Annotated in this window: 13 protein-coding genes and 1 tRNA gene; 4 read left to right on the top strand and 10 right to left on the bottom strand. The window is 46.9% G+C overall.

Going from position 1 to position 15,576, the window contains the following annotated elements:
• Positions 1–87: 87 nt before the first annotated feature.
• The 5 genes from DC20_RS12540 to DC20_RS12560 all read right to left on the bottom strand — a co-directional run bounded on the left by DC20_RS12540 (position 88) and on the right by DC20_RS12560 (position 5,727).
• The gene (locus tag DC20_RS12540) at positions 88–1,560 is read right to left on the bottom strand and encodes a sodium:solute symporter (RefSeq protein WP_062544140.1); all 1,473 of its coding nucleotides are present in this window, start codon (positions 1,558–1,560) and stop codon (positions 88–90) included.
• Between the two features lie 198 nt (positions 1,561–1,758).
• Complete coding sequence (locus DC20_RS12545) at positions 1,759–2,376, bottom strand: hypothetical protein (RefSeq protein ID WP_062544141.1); 618 nt, start codon at positions 2,374–2,376, stop codon at positions 1,759–1,761.
• Positions 2,377–2,573: 197 nt separating this feature from the next.
• A complete protein-coding gene (locus DC20_RS12550; RefSeq protein ID WP_062544142.1) occupies positions 2,574–4,403 on the bottom strand; it encodes a M61 family metallopeptidase in 1,830 nt (609 codons plus the stop codon).
• 59 nt (positions 4,404–4,462) lie between these two features.
• Positions 4,463–5,137 (bottom strand): class I SAM-dependent methyltransferase, encoded by a 675-nt coding sequence (locus tag DC20_RS12555; protein WP_062544143.1) that lies wholly within the window; start codon positions 5,135–5,137, stop codon positions 4,463–4,465.
• 95 nt (positions 5,138–5,232) lie between these two features.
• Positions 5,233–5,727 (bottom strand): CinA family protein, encoded by a 495-nt coding sequence (locus DC20_RS12560; RefSeq protein WP_062544144.1) that lies wholly within the window; start codon positions 5,725–5,727, stop codon positions 5,233–5,235.
• A 167-nt stretch (positions 5,728–5,894) separates the two neighbouring features.
• Between DC20_RS12560 and DC20_RS12565 the strand changes: the two genes are divergently transcribed.
• Positions 5,895–6,614: a phosphatase PAP2 family protein gene (locus DC20_RS12565; protein WP_062544145.1), complete on the top strand. Its 720-nt coding sequence runs from the start codon at positions 5,895–5,897 to the stop codon at positions 6,612–6,614.
• Between the two features lie 153 nt (positions 6,615–6,767).
• The gene (locus DC20_RS12570) at positions 6,768–7,367 is read left to right on the top strand and encodes an HD domain-containing protein (RefSeq protein ID WP_062544146.1); all 600 of its coding nucleotides are present in this window, start codon (positions 6,768–6,770) and stop codon (positions 7,365–7,367) included.
• Here the strand turns inward: DC20_RS12570 and DC20_RS12575 are convergent.
• From DC20_RS12575 to DC20_RS22865, 4 genes are all read right to left on the bottom strand, one after another.
• A complete protein-coding gene (locus tag DC20_RS12575; protein WP_062544147.1) occupies positions 7,351–7,797 on the bottom strand; it encodes a Crp/Fnr family transcriptional regulator in 447 nt (148 codons plus the stop codon). The genes DC20_RS12570 and DC20_RS12575 overlap by 17 nt on opposite strands.
• A complete protein-coding gene (locus tag DC20_RS12580) occupies positions 7,757–10,522 on the bottom strand; it encodes an NTP/NDP exchange transporter (protein WP_062544148.1) in 2,766 nt (921 codons plus the stop codon). Before DC20_RS12580 ends, DC20_RS12575 begins: the two co-directional genes overlap by 41 nt.
• A gap of 392 nt (positions 10,523–10,914) precedes the next feature.
• Positions 10,915–11,286, bottom strand: a complete 372-nt coding sequence (locus DC20_RS12585; RefSeq protein WP_157593153.1) for a hypothetical protein — start codon at positions 11,284–11,286, stop codon at positions 10,915–10,917.
• Positions 11,287–11,448: 162 nt separating this feature from the next.
• Positions 11,449–11,601 carry a hypothetical protein gene (locus DC20_RS22865; protein ID WP_157593154.1) on the bottom strand — a complete coding sequence of 51 codons (153 nt, stop codon included), beginning with the start codon at positions 11,599–11,601 and terminating at the stop codon, positions 11,449–11,451.
• A 149-nt stretch (positions 11,602–11,750) separates the two neighbouring features.
• Here DC20_RS22865 and DC20_RS12590 point away from each other — a divergent pair, with 149 nt between their 5' ends.
• Together DC20_RS12590 and DC20_RS12595 are read left to right on the top strand one after the other, a co-directional pair.
• Complete coding sequence (locus tag DC20_RS12590) at positions 11,751–14,852, top strand: adenylate/guanylate cyclase domain-containing protein (RefSeq protein ID WP_062544150.1); 3,102 nt, start codon at positions 11,751–11,753, stop codon at positions 14,850–14,852.
• Between the two features lie 269 nt (positions 14,853–15,121).
• Positions 15,122–15,203: transfer RNA gene (locus tag DC20_RS12595), tRNA-Leu, on the top strand.
• A 69-nt stretch (positions 15,204–15,272) separates the two neighbouring features.
• Here DC20_RS12595 and DC20_RS12600 read toward each other — a convergent pair.
• Positions 15,273–15,527 carry a hypothetical protein gene (locus tag DC20_RS12600; RefSeq protein WP_062544151.1) on the bottom strand — a complete coding sequence of 85 codons (255 nt, stop codon included), beginning with the start codon at positions 15,525–15,527 and terminating at the stop codon, positions 15,273–15,275.
• Between the last annotated feature and the right edge of the window lie 49 nt (positions 15,528–15,576).

Here is a 15,576-nt window from a genome sequence, read left to right on the forward strand (position 1 = left end):
TCTGTAAAAAAAGAATTCCTCTGCCTTAGGGTTATTTTTCCAATAGGAGCCCTAAAGCAGAGGAATCAGAAGAGACAGCTTTTGAGCTTAATAGCTCTCAGTGACGTCTACAAATTCAGACTTTCTTCGAGAGATAGAGTACAGCCCCATGAAAGTAAGGAAGCCGTTCAAGATCAAAACTTCAAACCCGAACTCGTAACCCCAGAACCAGTCTACTGAGTTCAGGCTGATGATATAGGTAAGAATAGGAGCCACCACACAGATGAATGGAACCAGGTTGTCGCGCACCGGACGGTTGGTGAAGACCCCGAAGGAATATAAGCCGAGCAGCGGTCCGTATGTATACCCTGCCACCTTAAACACGGCTTGTACCACGCTTTCATCGTTCACAATCTTGAAGATGACAATCACAATGGCCATGATAACAGAGAAAGCCAAATGGACCCAGTTTTTCATCTTGATTCGCTCTGCTTCGGGTCGGTTTTTAAAGTCAAGGAAGTCCACGCAAAAGGAGGTAGTTAAGGCTGTCAGCGCTGAATCTGCTGAAGCGTACGTGATGGCGGTAATCCCTAGGATGAACACAATCCCCATAAAGGCAGAGAAATGATTAAGCGCCAAAAATGGAAAAACGTTATCACCTTTCTCCGGTAGAGCTATGCCTTCGGCCTGACCGTACAGGTACAGCAGCGCGCCCAAACTCAGGAACAGAATGTTTACAAACAAGATGATGACCGTAAAGGAGAACATGTTTTTCTGTGCCTCCTTCAGGTTTTTGCAGCTCAGGTTTTTCTGCATCATGTCCTGGTCTAGCCCCACCATCACAATGGAAATAAAGAAGCCTGACAAAAACTGCTTGAAGAAATAGCGCGGGTCTTTCACATCCCAAAAGAAAACCTGTGAGAATCTACTTTCACTGATGGTGTTCACCATGTTGTTGAAAGAAAGGTTCAGGTCCTGAGAGATGGTGATAATGGTGATGCCCACACAAAGCAGCATGGCTAAGGTCTGGAAGGTGTCAGTCCAGATAATAGTTTTCATACCGCCCCTGAACGTATACACCCAGATTAGACCAATGGTGATGATCACGGTCACCTCAAATGGAATCCCAAGGCCGTCAAACACGGCCAACTGAAGCACGCCTGTTACCAGATACAGGCGCAAAGCGGCACCCAGCGTCCTTGATAGCAGGAAGAAACCAGCCCCTGTTTTATAAGACCAATACCCAAACCGCTGCTCCAGGTAAGTATAGATAGACACCAGGTTCAGCCGGTAATACAAAGGCATGAGCACCAGCGCCACCACAAAGTACCCCAGCATGTTTCCTAAAATCAGCTGCAAATAAGAGAACTGAGCCTTTTCTACCATACCCGGCACCGAGATGAAGGTAACCCCAGATAGGGACGTCCCGATCATTCCAAATGCAACCACGTACCACGGCGAAGAGCGGTTTGCCAGGAAGAAGCTATCTGTAGATTCACCTTTCTTACTTGTGAGAAAAGAGATGAGAATCAGGATACAAAAATAGCCGGCAATGATGAGCAGAATTAGCGTGGAAGACATGTGCTGTACAGAGGATTGTGAGTTCTTGTAATAAGCTGATTAAGCAAATATAAAGAAAAAACGATACGAGGTTTAGGAGGCATTTATCCTCTGTATCTTCTTTTTTGATAAATTTAATAAAAAAGGTGAATAAAAAAGAAGCCTTGCTGTTAAAAGTCAGCAAGGCTTCTTAATAAAATTTAAAAATAATAACTCCTTCTAATACCCCCACATTGAGTTGAAGCCAGTAGCCGGATAACCCCCAAAGGAGCCGTTAGCACCATTGCCGTACCGCACTCCACCAGAAACGGTCACGTTAGGTGCTACCTGGTAGTGCGCCTGAAACTGGAAGCCCTGGTTTGGGTACCGACCATAGGTGAAAGGGTTGTTTTGCCAGCGGTTCATAGAAGAGGGACTCATGTCCTTCCAGACGCTTCCGGTTAGCAGAAGTCTTTCGCTCATGGCGTAGGTTCCACCCATATGCAGGAGGTACTGGCGGTCTGGAGCAGCGGTCATTAAGGTGGAGGTGCCTTCGCCATTGGCGGAAGTACTGAAAGTAGGACCACCCCAGGTCTGTAACATGGTCAAGCTGCTGAATACGTGCAACCGGGGAGTTAACCGGAACTGCACCCGCGGCTCCACATAAGAAACCGACCCGAATCTATTGAAAGCTGCGCCTGCGTTCAGGCCATAGCTCACACGTGGAACAGAGGGGGCCGTAACTTTTAGCGAATCTGGGTTAGAGTACCCCAGGTCAAGCCCCTGCGCTTGCCCTGGCAACGCGCTGTCAGCCCAAGAGAGCAGAGCAAAAAGGAATATGAAGAGTTTGTTTGACATCTGGTTTAAGTAAAGCTAAACCGAAGAAAGGCAAATTTGCCCTACACTCTTCGGTACTACTAATGTACGGATTTCTCCCTTCAAACGAAACAACTGTTCTGTTAGTCTATAGGTTCTGTTTCGGCCCTGTTTTCCCAGAATCAGTCCTAAAAAAGAAACCAAAGACACTACTTTCACAGGCAAAAGGCACCATGGGTTTATGCTTTCCTGCTTAACCAAGCTTCACGGCGGGCTTTTGCGTCTTTCGGCACGGTTTGGTTTGCTTTTTCCAGCGGCACCAGTTTTACCTCAGGGTCTTGCGCTAAGGTAATTTGCGCCGTCTTTTTCGTGCCTTGTTGTAGAACTTCCAATGGCACCTGGTCGCCGGGTTTGTGTTTGGCCAACAGGCTATCCAAAGTTTTTTGGTCTGTTAGTTTCTTACCGTCCAGAGTAAGGAGAACATCATTGCGGTCAAGGCCTGCTTTGTAGAGCGGGCTGTTGCTGAAGGTTCCCTGGGCAATGGTGGCCTGGTCATCCTGGAATTTTAGGCCTTCCCAACCTAGCACTGCTTTAGAAGATGTTTGTAAAGCCAAACCCATTTGCTTAGCCAAGGCCTCATAGGGTATTATCTCCTTGCCATAAATGTGGCGCTTAAAGAAATCCTGCGCAAACCCGGGATCCTTGGTCAGGTCAGCCAAGGCTTTTTCCAGATCAGGCAGGGTATAGGGTTTCTCAGGTTTGCCGTGGCGTTGCCAGAGCAGGCGCATGTAGTCGTCTAAAGTCAGGTTCTTGAACTTGGTGCGCAGCGTGAAGTCCAGCCCAATGGCAATGGCGTTGCCGTAGGTGTAATAGGAGATGTAGGTATTGGTTCGGTTAGTGGCGTCAACAGAGCGGGAGGCATCTACAAACGGAGCCTGTTGGCTCATTTCAACCGGCGAGAAGTGGTCTTTCCCTGGCGAAACTCTTAAAGCCAGAATAGGATAGGCCACACTGCCCAAGTAATCTGATTGGGAAGTGATCCCGGCTCTGTGCAGTAATAAGGTGCCGTAGTAACTGGTAAACCCTTCGGCCAGCCACAATTCTCCGCTCATGTTGGCATCGGCGAAGTTGAAGGGCTCCAGGCTCTGAGGTCTGATACGCTCCACGTTCCAGGCATGGAAAAACTCATGCGACAGCGTACTTAGGTTTGGGTTCATGCCCGTCTGCAGCGATTGGGAACTGGTAATGATGGTGGAGTTGCGGTGTTCCATGCCATCGCCGGGCGTGCCGGGCAGGTAGCAGGCAATAAAGGTATATTCCCCGAAGTCAAAGGCCGGAAGCTCTCCAAAAACGGCCTGCGACTCAGTCACAATGCGTTTGGCTTTCTGGGTGTACTCGTCCAGCTGTTGTGAAGTGCCGTTGTGGTGCATCCCAATCCTGATTTTCTGCGTGCGTCCCTTTTCTTGGACCGGCCATTCGCGCCACTGCAGGTCAGCTAGCTCTGTGGGGCTGTCCATGAAATATTGAAAGTCTGGGGCCGAAAAGGTGAGCGGAGCCGTCTCGCGTTTCAGTTGGTTAGCGGCCGTCCAGTTTTTACCGGCCGGAGGGGTAAAGCTTACCTGCACCGGGGCTTTCTCTAACCCATTGGCGTATAGAAAAGTGGCCGGGGCGTTTAGGTGGGCGTGGCTTAGGCTAACACCAGCATAGGTGCCGTCAGGGTGGTCTGCGAACAGTGTGTATTTCACGTGCACGGTTCCATCATGGCCGCTTACATTCCACTGGTGCAGGTTGGGTCTGTTGACTTGCAACGTGCGGCCCTGGCCATCGGTTACCTGTACGTCATACACGTTCTTGGCGAACTCATGCAAGGCATATCGGCCGGGTGAGGAGCGAGCCATGCGCACTTCCAGCACAGGAGCCTGAACTCCCTTGAAAGTAGCCGTGATAGAAGCCTCATGGTGGACTGCATTTTCAAAAGATACCTGATAGTTGACGCTCTGTTGCGCCATGGCCGGGGAAGCGAACGCCAGGGCTGCTATAGCCAGGGCAGTGAAGAGAGTTTTCTTCATGGAGTGGGATGTTTCAACCCCCAAGATACGCACCAAACCTTGAAACCACTAAAGAGGCTTTACTTACTTGTTTTAGCCAGTAAAGCAGCTTTTTGCAGGACTTGTGCCCGTATAAACTTCCCGTAAAAAAAAGCTTCTTGCTGGGGTTTATAGCCTAATTTTTGGAAAAGGCTTTCAAAAGGAGGAAGGGTCTTGCCTAAGATGCCGCTCACCAACCCAAAGAACCAGTACATGCCCCACAGTAAGGGCTTTTGCCAAATTTTTCTTAGTGGAGAAGGAGACAAATAGAAGTCAGTGTGTAGCCAGAGCCCGGTTGGGAATAAGGCCTGATCCAGTCGCTGCATCATAGCATACGCCTGCTGGGGAGTGAAAAGGTCAAGGACAAATGGAGTGAGCACCACGTGAAACATCTCTGAGGAGGAAAGGCTAGCTTCCGTTCCCAGTCTGAACTCCACGGTTGTTTTAGATGCGGTTGGAAGAACGTTTCCCTTCGCTTTTTCCAGCATTTTGGAAGAAGCCTCCAGAAACAGAACGTGAGCGGGTGTAGAATGCTGCAGCACTTGATTCAGGATCCATCCGCTGCCCCCGCCCAGAATAAGTACCCGCGCTCCTGCTGGGATGCAAGACAGAAAATGCGCCTGGGCCCGTTGCTGTGACTTCCCATACACTAACTTTGCCAAAGCATCATATACCGGAGAAATGAGGTTGAAGTCAGGAACTGAGGAAGAGGGCATGGGAAGAAATTGGCTTCCTCTTTTCGGGGTGTTTTCAGAAAGCAAAGCTAAAAACGCCACCCGAAAAGAGAAGCAGGCATCTATTGAAACAGCTGTTATACGTGTTGGAAGTGCCGTTCTATTGTCGCCTCCAATTTGTTGAAAATGAAGTCTTCGGTCTGCTCCCGCATTTTCTTCGCATCGCCTTTGAAAACCTCCCGGTACTCTTCTACCTTTTCTTTAAACAGAATGGATACAAAAGTGGTACCAATGGGTTTCTCCGCTGTTTCAGAGCCTCCCTGTCCGAATAAACCAGTGACTGCCACGCAGACATCGGCTTTCAGGAGTTTGTGAAGGCCCAGTACCATTTCATTGGTGGTCTGTTGGCTTTCGGCGGTGTAGAGCTTCAGGGTTTCATTTTTTACGCCCAAGACTTTGTTTTTGGCAGTAGCACTATACGTAACCATGCTGCCCAGGAAGACATCTGTGGTGCCGGTGGCCTCGCTCACGGCTGCCGCCAGGCTACCAGAAGTGCAACTTTCAGCAAAAGCCAGGGTTAGGTTCTTATCTTTGAATTTCAGGATGAGTTTGGTCAGTTCCTCGGGCTTCATAAGGCTTATTTTCAGGGTATGAGTTTCTTACTGCTTTTAGCTGGTTGGAGTTGCCTTAAAGGCCATGCTCAACACCGGCTGCACAGGTTACGTACCATAGAGGGCTTTCTGTTTTAGGGTTCTTCTAAGAAAACCGCTTCAAAACTGAAAGGATATAGATTGACACTATGAAAAAAACGTTTCGGAAATTTCTGGCGACCACGGCATTGTTTACAGTGGAGCTGGTAGTGATATGGGCTGTGTTTTTGGTGTGCCTTATCTTGTTTTTCTGGCTGGCTAAGGAAGTATTACCTGGCCGGGAGTTGAAATTTGACAGCCGGGCCTTTGCCTGGGCCGATGAGCGCGCAAACCCTTCCCTTACTGAATTTATTAAAGGAGTGACATTTCTGGCTTCGCGGAACTTCATCTCAGGGGCTGGGCTCATGATGATTGGGTACTTCCTGTTTGTGAAGAAGCACAAATGGTATTCTTTGAAAGTGCCGGTGATTGCGGTGGGCAGTATCTCGCTCAACCTGCTGCTTAAATACCTGTTCAACCGTCCGCGCCCGCTGGTGCCGCACCTGGTAGATTCTTATGGGCTCAGTTTCCCCAGCGGGCACGCCATGATTAGTGCCTCTTTTTATGGGTTGCTCATTTACCTGGTCTGGAAAAATGTGGAGGAGTCACATTGGCGCTTTTTGCTGGTGACCTTGCTGGTGCTTTTGATCTTGTTTATCGGCTTTAGCCGGGTGTACCTGCACGTGCATTACGCCACAGATGTTCTGGCTGGCCTTGCAGCCGGATTAGGATGGGTGATTCTGGCCATTTTTCTGCTCAACCGCATGGAGAAATTCTCTAAACGCAACCTGAACCAGGTGGTGAAAGGAGAGGAACAGCCCATAGTATAACAGGCTATTTTACAAAAAGGAGCTTAAAACTACGGCACTTTCTTTCGGCCGTAATTATACTAATACTACTTAAAAATCATTATATTTATACAGCTCCTTTCAAGTACGTGCCTTTTATATAAACTGGTGCCTTCTATGCCCGAAAACGCTATAATGCCTCAAACAAAGCTACAGTTAGTTTACCAGCACATTGTAACCAAGCTACAGGAAGAGCTTCCGGTAGAGTTGAGTTACCATTGTGCGAGGCATACGTTAGATGTGTTTCACCAGGCTCAGGCAATAGCCGAATATGAAGGCATAAAAGACCCGGAAGAACTTTTGCTGTTGCAGGTGAGCGCCCTTTATCATGATTCTGGGTTTCTTCAAGCGTATGACCAGCATGAGGAGAAAAGCTGTGATCTGGCCCGCGCAGATCTACCAGGGTTCGGGTTTAGCCCGGCCCAGATTGAAACCATTTGTGGTCTCATTTTAGCTACAAAAGTTCCTCAGGTTCCACAAACCAAGTTGCAGGAAATTCTCTGCGATGCTGACTTAGATTATCTTGGCCGCAATGACTTTTTCCAAATTGGGGAAACCCTTTTTCAGGAGTTTCTCAGCTATGGCGTGTTGCAGGACGAAGTGCGTTGGAACCAATTGCAGGTGAGATTTCTGGAGAACCATCGGTTTTTTACCTGTTTTTCTAAAAACAACCGTGAAAAGAAAAAGCAGAAGCACCTGAAGCTGATCAAGGCCAAGCTTACTCAGCCGTCTTAGCAGTCCGGTGCTCTACTAGTTTAATGTCCATCTGCCGAAGGCGCCGGCACAACGTTTTCAGGATTCCTTTCAAGACCTCGGCATTGGAGATCATGATTTCATAAAAAGGCTCCTGCTCTAGTTTAAGCAGGATAGTTTCTTCTACGGTAGTGGCGCTGGCAGACCTGGGCTCGGCGTCCAAGATAGACAACTCACCTAAGATTTCATTTTCCTCCAGAATGGCAAAGGTGTGTTCCTCGTCATGTATCCGGATTTTGCCTTTGTAAATAAAATACATGCTGGTGCCCATGTCTCCCTTCGCAAACACCTGGGTGCCGGTAGTGAGGTAGAGTTCCTCCAAGGCACCCGCCAACTCCACCAAATTTGTTTCTGGGGTGTCGTGAAAAATTCTAGATGAATTTAAGGTCAACACTTTCTCTATTAGCAGCATGTTTCAAGGTTGTAAGTTGTGATAAGTGAGAGATCACAAATTCACGAGTTTCTGTGTAAAGGGTATCTGAGGTGGTTGGTTCGGGCGTGATGGCCTCGGCCAGTTCAGGCTCAGGTAAGGATATTATGCAATAGCAGGCCACAGACTTCACCCAAGGGGAGCAGCCAGCAGGGTTGTCCGTCACTATTTCATGGATGATCTGGGAAGTACTCAGTTTTTTCTTGTCTTTAGGAGATTGCCATCTTTTCTCCTTTTCTAAATGGAAATCAATGAGCGCTTCCACCACCAGAAAACATCTTTTTGGGATCACCTGCTCCAGCATTTCAATGGCGTTCGCTATTTTTTCAGGTGACCCTATAGACAAGAGGTCCATCACCCGGTTAATGCTTTGCCGGTCATACACTAGGGCCAGGCTTTTCATGATACTTTTGATGTCTTGCCTCAACTCAGAGGCCAGGGACTCTGCCAGTAACGGAGCCTCTGGTTTTTTGGCTAGGGTATGGCAATAAAGGGCTTTCCGGCGGCTATGCACCATTTTGGTTTTGAGCCAACTCAATACAGCTGTTTTTGTTTCTTTGAAGAGTTTGGCGTTTTTATTCCAGAGGGCTTCTATCACCTCATCCTGGTACTGGTGTTCTGTTTTTAGGAGTTGGGTAAGGAACTGGGTGGAAAAATCTCCTTTCACTTTTCCGGCGGCTCGTATCAATACCAACTCAAGGTCTTTGCTTTCGGGCTTTTCAGTTAGGTTTAGAGGCGCAAAGGCTTCGTCCCCGAAAAGTACCACGGCATTCTGCAGGGCATAGGGAGTTTTTCTAGACTGGCCCACGTGCAGTATTTGGGGCAGGAGGGAAGCGTCTTTAGTTTTGCCAGCCGTTTCTAGAGCCTTCTTGTATACTTTTTCAGAAGTGTCCTGCAGCAGGGTTTCAATGAAAGGCTTGAAATCAGTATGAAGTGCCTTGGCGAAGATGTCCAGCACTGCCAATCGCTCTTCTTCTTTCTCACTTGTAGAAAGTGCTTCCAGGTGGTGTCTTACCCGTTGGTGCGCTTCCTCTTCGCCCCGGAGGGACAAGCCAATTAAGGCAGCTTTTTTGATCTCCAGATCTTCTGTAAGTAGAAGCTCAGGGGGCTGAGGAGTAAGAAAGTAGTAAGCCGTGGTCAGAGCCGGTTTGGTGGAAGCATTTGAGTTTTCCTGCATTGCCTGCTCTATGGTAGAAAAGGCATTGGTGAGTTTTAAAGCCACTATTCTGGAAATGACATATTTCTGTACTAACCCAGAGGGGCTTTGCAGCAAGGGAAGTAGGCGCTTCTCCAGGTTTTGGTCCCCCGCTCGTTCCAGCAACTCCAGAGCTAATATTACTTCTTGCGGATTTTTGCTGTTTAGTTTGTCCATCAAAAGAATCTTCACCGACACATCATTCAGAAACAGCTCAGACCCGGTGAAATACCCTTTCTTCAAGGCGTTGACCAGAGAGCGGAGGTACTCTTTCTTTATCAGGAAGATAGAACCAATCCAGGCTATTAGCAGACCTACCAATATCTGGGTAACTAAAGTGATTGAAATATTGCCGTACAGGTAATTGTACCCCGTTAAGAATACGCCACTAATCATTAAGGCAATAGGCATGGTGTAACCTTTTGAAATGAGGTGCCCTTTTAGCCTTGAGTGTGGGTCAAGGGGCTGGAAAAGCACAAGGAATGCGGGCTCCTGCACCGCTGATTTCAGCACCTCAGACAGCAGTACCATTACCCCAAACATGATGAAGATATTAGTTTGGTTTTCAAAGGGCAGCAGCATGATGATGGAGATGGTCAACAATATTACAGGTGCCAATAACAGGGAATTTGTTAACCCCAGCCGGCTGATCACCCTGCTGCTAAGCATCAGTTTTACCATTATGGCCAGGACCCTTCCAACCGCGAAGAACATTCCTAAGAAGGCCGCAATCTCAGGGCTCGTGTAGTACCTTGATTTTACCTCAGACAGGAACGTGTAATCTACCAGGGAATAGACCGTGAAGACTATCACTGAGAAAACCGCAATAGAGAAAATAAGATGGTTATGGAAGTGCTTGGCTATGAAAGTTTTTTCTGGCACATGTTCATGGTGCACGGCATGACCCAGATCAGAGATGGCTTGGTGCTCAAAATTCCTCAGGAAGAAGAAAGCCAACAGAAAGCTGCCTATGGTTACCCATAACAAACTCTCCACCCCCAACACTGGGGCTAGAACAGACGCTGCCGTATACCCAAACATCTTAGCCGGTATGTCTCCGGCTCCCACCACAAAAAATAAACGTTTACTTTCCCGTACATTGAAGATAATGGCGGCCAAGCCCCAGAAAGCGTAGCCTATTAACATGTACACAACCATGTTCCAGGCCGCCAGGAAAAAAGGCAGCCATTTAGCTGGAACCAAAGTCAGTCCGGCCCAGGAGAGGAAAATGGAGATAGCAGAGAAGAGAATGACCGTTTGTAACAGCTTTTTAGGGCTTAACCTGGTTTCAAGTTTCCCATAAAAGAGGTTCGTGATCAGCATCAGTACTGCTGAGACGATGTATACTTTTGGAAAATCTTTGAGCTCAAAGGCGTCAAGGAACATGGCCAGCGTACCAGTAAAGAGGGTAGACGTGGCAATACCCAAACAAAACTGCACCAGGAACAACTGCTTCACCACCCTGGATTCAGCAGTTTTGATATTCAACAGCAAATTTATTCTGCTATTCATGTAAGTAGGTAACTAGGTGATTCCATTTCCTTCTTTGTTTTTTCGTGCGTAAGGTATCTCTGATGTGATCTGAGAGATATTCTCAGGAAAAGCGGGGCGTGAAGGTGTTACTACTACTTCCGGTTAAAAGCTCATTACTGCATATTGGTATTGGTTAGCTCATGTGATTTTACCTGATCTGTATCTTTTCCAAGGTGTTTTCCTGAAATCGATTCAAAAGAAGACGCAGCCGGTTGGCCATAAAACTTTGGGTGCTAGCTGCAACCTACAACCTACAACTTATTTGGTTTACAGGTACTACGCTTCCTTTTATAAATGAAGGTGTGTAATGTTCTTGAAATCAATAAATTAAGGTAGAATTTTGAGAAGCTAGGGCGGGAGGTAGGGAATTGTTACCTCTTGGTTCTGCTTTCTATGGCAACTGTACCCAGTAAAAGGAGAGCGGCTAACAAAGCAACTTTAGAAAGCAAGTCCTGAGGGATGTAGTCCTTTTGGGCCCGGAGCTTCTTTACATTTTTGGCTCCGTCAAGGGAAATGCGTTTGTCTACATCATAGTCAAAAGAAACCTCATTGTCTTTCTTAAATTGCCCTTTAAGGGCATCAAACCAGACTATATCAGAAGAGTCGTAGACTTTAACATACACTCTCCTCTTGTCTTTTTTAGCTGGTCCATCCCCATTCCTGGCAGAGTAAGTAGCCATTAATGGATCAGAATCACTTTCACTGCTTTGTGGCCTTACGGCAATTACAACTCCTTGTGGCATAATGATATAGGTTTAAGGTTGAAGAAAGAATGAAGATCAGGCTGTTATGATTATCCAAAAGATGGTCAGGCTCAGGAATCTCAAGGCCTGTTTAGACATACTAAACCAGTCAAAACCAGATATAGATTTGAAGGTGTTTGGTAGCAATCTTACCAAGGCATCCTAATGTTCAGGATCGTTGTTCCCTGATGGATCTTCTTCCTCCTGCATAGGATCTTTATTTGACTCATCCTCGGGTAAGATGGGGTCCTTATCCTCTTCTCTGTCATCTTTGAAAGAGATGGGTTTAACGGGTACTACTTGTCCTCGTGGCATAATCCTGTTTTTCTAAGGTGGAACATTTATCTATATCATGACTCTGTTGCTTTGATTAAAAATACAGTTTAAATAATTTAAATGCAATACAATATATAAATCGCACAAAAAATGTATATTCAGTATTCATTACCTCAAAGAATACTGCGATGATTAAATATTTAATTATTCCTATATTCATTTTGATGGGTAATCTTAGGTTGCTGGCGCAAGTAGGTAATCCCTTTATCCAGACTTTTGAACCTGCCGCTTACAGGAGTGATGCCTATATCTCCAGTCCCCAGAACTGGGGGTTAATACAGGACAACCGGGGTATTATTTATGTGAGTAATACAAGCGGTATTCTGGAGTATGACGGCGCTACGTGGCAAGCAGTGCAGGGCACCAACTACCAGGGCAACTTTCAATTAGCAAAGAACAGCGAAGGCAGAGTATTTGTAGGCGGCAACCAGGACATAGGCTATTTAGCACCTGATTCAACTGGCAAAATGCAGTTGGTTTCCTTGCTGCCTCATCTCAAAGGAAAATACAAAGACCTAAGCGTGACAAAGGTGGCCTCCATTGGCAGGGATGTCTATTTCAGTACAAAGAATACAATTTTCAGGTGGTCTAACGGAGGCTTTAAAGCGTGGCACAGTAGCACCGGTTTTGCCCGTGTTTTTTCCTGCCGTAATCAGTTGTATGCCATTGATAAAGAAAAAGGCCTTTGTGTACTGGAAAAGGATCAACTCAAAGCACTTCCAGACACTAAAAAAGTAGGCGGGTTAACAGTAACGGCCCTTCTTCCACTTCTACCAACCACAGGGTCAAAGCATAATCTCCTTCTGGTTACTTTTGATAAAGGACTTTATACTTATCAAGACCATGTCCTGCAGAAGCTGGAGCTTAGTCCTGCACCTGAGTTTGGGGAGGCGCAGTTCATGCACGGAATCATGTTGGCAGATGGAACCATCGCCCTGGCCACTACTACCAAAGGGGTCATCATCATAAATCATCAGGGCAGGGTGAAAAAGGTAATAGACAAGCAGGCTGGCTTAAATGACAATACGGTTTTGCACCTCTTCAAAGATAGGGAAGGAGGGTTGTGGGCAGGCCTCAACATAGGGATAAGCAGAATAGACTATCCATCGCCTGTTGCTTTCCTGAATGGATCTTCCAGGTTGGAGGGGTTAGTCCTTTCGGTTCTAAAGAAACGGCAGAACCTGTATGCCGGTACTACTTCCGGGTTATATGTAGCAGATGTCACCAGTATTGAACCCTCTTTCCAGAAATTTCCTCAATTGCAGAACGAGGTCTGGAAAATTTTGGATCTGGGAGACATGCTTCTGGTCTTGAGTTCTACGGGTCTCTACCAGCTTTCAAACAAAGTTTTGAAGAAGATTTCTCCAGTAAATGGGGGAGGTATTTACAAGACTATTCACCAGTCACAAAAAGACTTAAATAAGTTCTATGTAGGGTCCTCTGAGGGCTTGTATATTGTTCTGAATCAGGATGGCAGGTGGAAGTGGGAGGGGAAGGTGAAAGGGGTGAACCATGATGTTACCTGGCTGACAGAGGATCAAAAGAATAAGGTATGGGCAACCTGTGAAAACAACATCTCGGTCATAGATGCAGCAAGTGAATATGGGTTGCAACCCCCGGTGCAGAACCTGAAGCCTTCACCTGAAACAGTCAAGAAACTGACCAGGTTTGAGGTGCATAGTATAAACGGCAACATCTACTTTGGTACCAACAAAGGCATTTACAGCTTTCAGAAAAGAGGGAAGCGCCTGCAACTGGAGCCTGACAAGACTTTTGGGAGCATGTTTGCAAACGGCTCTAGAGAGGCCATCAACCTGACCCCCACCTCGAACGGGGAAATCTGGCTTACGTCTGAGTTTAGAACCGGTCCTTTGCGTAAAGTGAAGGGAAACGCCTATGTATGGGATACCATTCCCCTGAGCATGATGCCCAATCAGGATGTCTGGACAATACATCCAGACCCGCAAGGGGTAGTATGGATGGGTACCACCGATGGAATCTTCAATTATAATTCTTCTATCGCCAAAAACTACCTCACCAAGCCCCATACTGTGCTTAGAAAGGTAAAGCTGTTAGGGGACTCCACCGTATTCTTTGGAGCTTTCGAAAACAAGGGAATTGCCTCCGTAATCCAATCCCTGGAATTCAGGCTTACGCTTCCCCACGCCATCAGGTCTATTAGGTTTGAGTTTGCGGCCACTTCCTATGATGCTCCGGCTAAACTTCAGTACAGCTATATGCTGGAGGGCGAGGACAACAATTGGTCGCACTGGACGCCTGAACGGAGGAAGGAATATACCGGCCTTGACGAGGGAAGCTATGTGTTCAAAGTGAAAGCAAGGAACATGTATGGCACCGAAAGCGTGGTGTCCAGTTTTGCATTCACCTCTCTGCCTCCCTTCTACCGGACCTGGTGGGCCTATTGCCTCTACTTTATTCTTTGGGTAGGATTCATCTGGGGGTTTGTCCAAATCAAGCACCGGAACCTGGTTGCCTCAAAGAATTACCTTGAAGAACTGGTGCATCAGCGCACCATGCAGTTAGAGGCCGAAAAGCAAAAATCAGATGAGTTGCTGTTGAACATCCTTCCTGCTGAAACAGCCGAAGAACTAAAGGCCAGAGGCAGAACCCAAGCCAGGAGTTATGAAAATGCCACAGTGCTCTTCACTGATTTTAAAGACTTTACCAGAATAAGCCAGGATCTTACCCCAGAAGAGTTGGTAACGGTCATTGACTTTTACTTTTGTGCGTTTGACGGCATTATTTCTAAGTACAACATAGAGAAAATAAAGACCATGGGCGATGCCTACATGTGTGCCGGCGGAATCCCCAACCCAGAGGCTAACACCCCGGCAGATGTGATAAAGGCCGCCATGGAAATTGTAGCGTTTGTGGAGCGACTAAACCCACCAGACAAACCCAAAAAGCATAAGTTTGAGATAAGGGTGGGCATCCATACCGGTCCGGTCGTAGCCGGAATTGTGGGTACCAAGAAGTTTGCCTATGATATTTGGGGAGATACCGTAAACACAGCGGCCCGTATGGAGTCTAGCGGGGTAGAAGGAAAGATAAATATCTCAGGTGCTACCTATGAGCTCGTCAAAGATGAATTTATTTGCTCTCACCGCGGAAAAGTAGAAGCTAAAAACAAAGGCGAGATTGATATGTACTTTGTAGAAGCTGTGGTTGAGAAACAAGTTCTGGAACACAGTCATGTGCAGAGCTTTTAGCTAATTTTCAGGAAATTATCCTAAAAGCAGGAGAGGCAAGCTTGGTTTGATGCTGATTTTTAGGCGTTGCTTTCTCCTTAAGCCAAGGGCGTACTTTCATGTGCTTGCCTAATAATATGTAATAGGATATGTAATAGGGAGGATGCCGAGGGTAGATTAGCTGCCTTTAGATAACCCTGAAAATTTTAGGCAAAATGTTTGATCAGATATTGGAATTAAAGAAAAAGTAGTAGTTTTGTGCTCCCTAAAGCAATGAAGGGACATTTGATGCGCTGGTGGCGAAATTGGTAGACGCACTGTCTTCAGGTGGCAGCGCCCTCGGGTGTGGGAGTTCGAGTCTCCCCCAGCGCACATAAAGCCAGCTTCTTTTGAGGCTGGCTTTTTTGTTTTTACCCCACTTTCCTAAAACAGAGCAAAAACTTACTGGGTCAGCAATGGCAGCAGGTTAAGTTGCGCTACATACCCCTCCAAATCTGGTTTGCCTGTAATGGCACTTATCTTTTCATTCCGGTTACTGGTCCGGGAGAAATACACTTCTACAAAGAAATTTCTGGTCCAGAATAACTGCACTTCATACCCGTCTTCCTGGCGATTGGCCAGGTATCTGCCGTGCGTCAACAGGTAGTCGGTACGGCCCGCGAAGTCTAAATAAAGGAAGCCATAAAGGTGCAGCATCCCAGATATACGCAGCAGACTGAGCCACCGGATTTTAACAAAGAAGCGT

It is taken from the genome of Rufibacter tibetensis, assembly GCF_001310085.1.
Lineage (GTDB): Bacteria > Bacteroidota > Bacteroidia > Cytophagales > Hymenobacteraceae > Nibribacter > Nibribacter tibetensis.

Bases quoted from the DNA above. Each gene is read 5' to 3' on its own strand.
- DC20_RS12540 (WP_062544140.1), bottom strand. From the start codon at position 1,560: ATGTCTTCCACGCTAATTCTGCTCATCATTGCCGGCTATTTTTGTATC.
- DC20_RS12545 (WP_062544141.1), bottom strand. From the start codon at position 2,376: ATGTCAAACAAACTCTTCATATTCCTTTTTGCTCTGCTCTCTTGGGCT.
- DC20_RS12550 (WP_062544142.1), bottom strand. From the start codon at position 4,403: ATGAAGAAAACTCTCTTCACTGCCCTGGCTATAGCAGCCCTGGCGTTC.
- DC20_RS12555 (WP_062544143.1), bottom strand. From the start codon at position 5,137: ATGCCCTCTTCCTCAGTTCCTGACTTCAACCTCATTTCTCCGGTATAT.
- DC20_RS12560 (WP_062544144.1), bottom strand. From the start codon at position 5,727: ATGAAGCCCGAGGAACTGACCAAACTCATCCTGAAATTCAAAGATAAG.
- DC20_RS12565 (WP_062544145.1), top strand. From the start codon at position 5,895: ATGAAAAAAACGTTTCGGAAATTTCTGGCGACCACGGCATTGTTTACA.
- DC20_RS12570 (WP_062544146.1), top strand. From the start codon at position 6,768: ATGCCTCAAACAAAGCTACAGTTAGTTTACCAGCACATTGTAACCAAG.
- DC20_RS12575 (WP_062544147.1), bottom strand. From the start codon at position 7,797: ATGCTGCTAATAGAGAAAGTGTTGACCTTAAATTCATCTAGAATTTTT.
- DC20_RS12580 (WP_062544148.1), bottom strand. From the start codon at position 10,522: ATGAATAGCAGAATAAATTTGCTGTTGAATATCAAAACTGCTGAATCC.
- DC20_RS12585 (WP_157593153.1), bottom strand. From the start codon at position 11,286: ATGCCACAAGGAGTTGTAATTGCCGTAAGGCCACAAAGCAGTGAAAGT.
- DC20_RS22865 (WP_157593154.1), bottom strand. From the start codon at position 11,601: ATGCCACGAGGACAAGTAGTACCCGTTAAACCCATCTCTTTCAAAGAT.
- DC20_RS12590 (WP_062544150.1), top strand. From the start codon at position 11,751: ATGATTAAATATTTAATTATTCCTATATTCATTTTGATGGGTAATCTT.
- DC20_RS12600 (WP_062544151.1), bottom strand. From the start codon at position 15,527: ATGCTGCACCTTTATGGCTTCCTTTATTTAGACTTCGCGGGCCGTACC.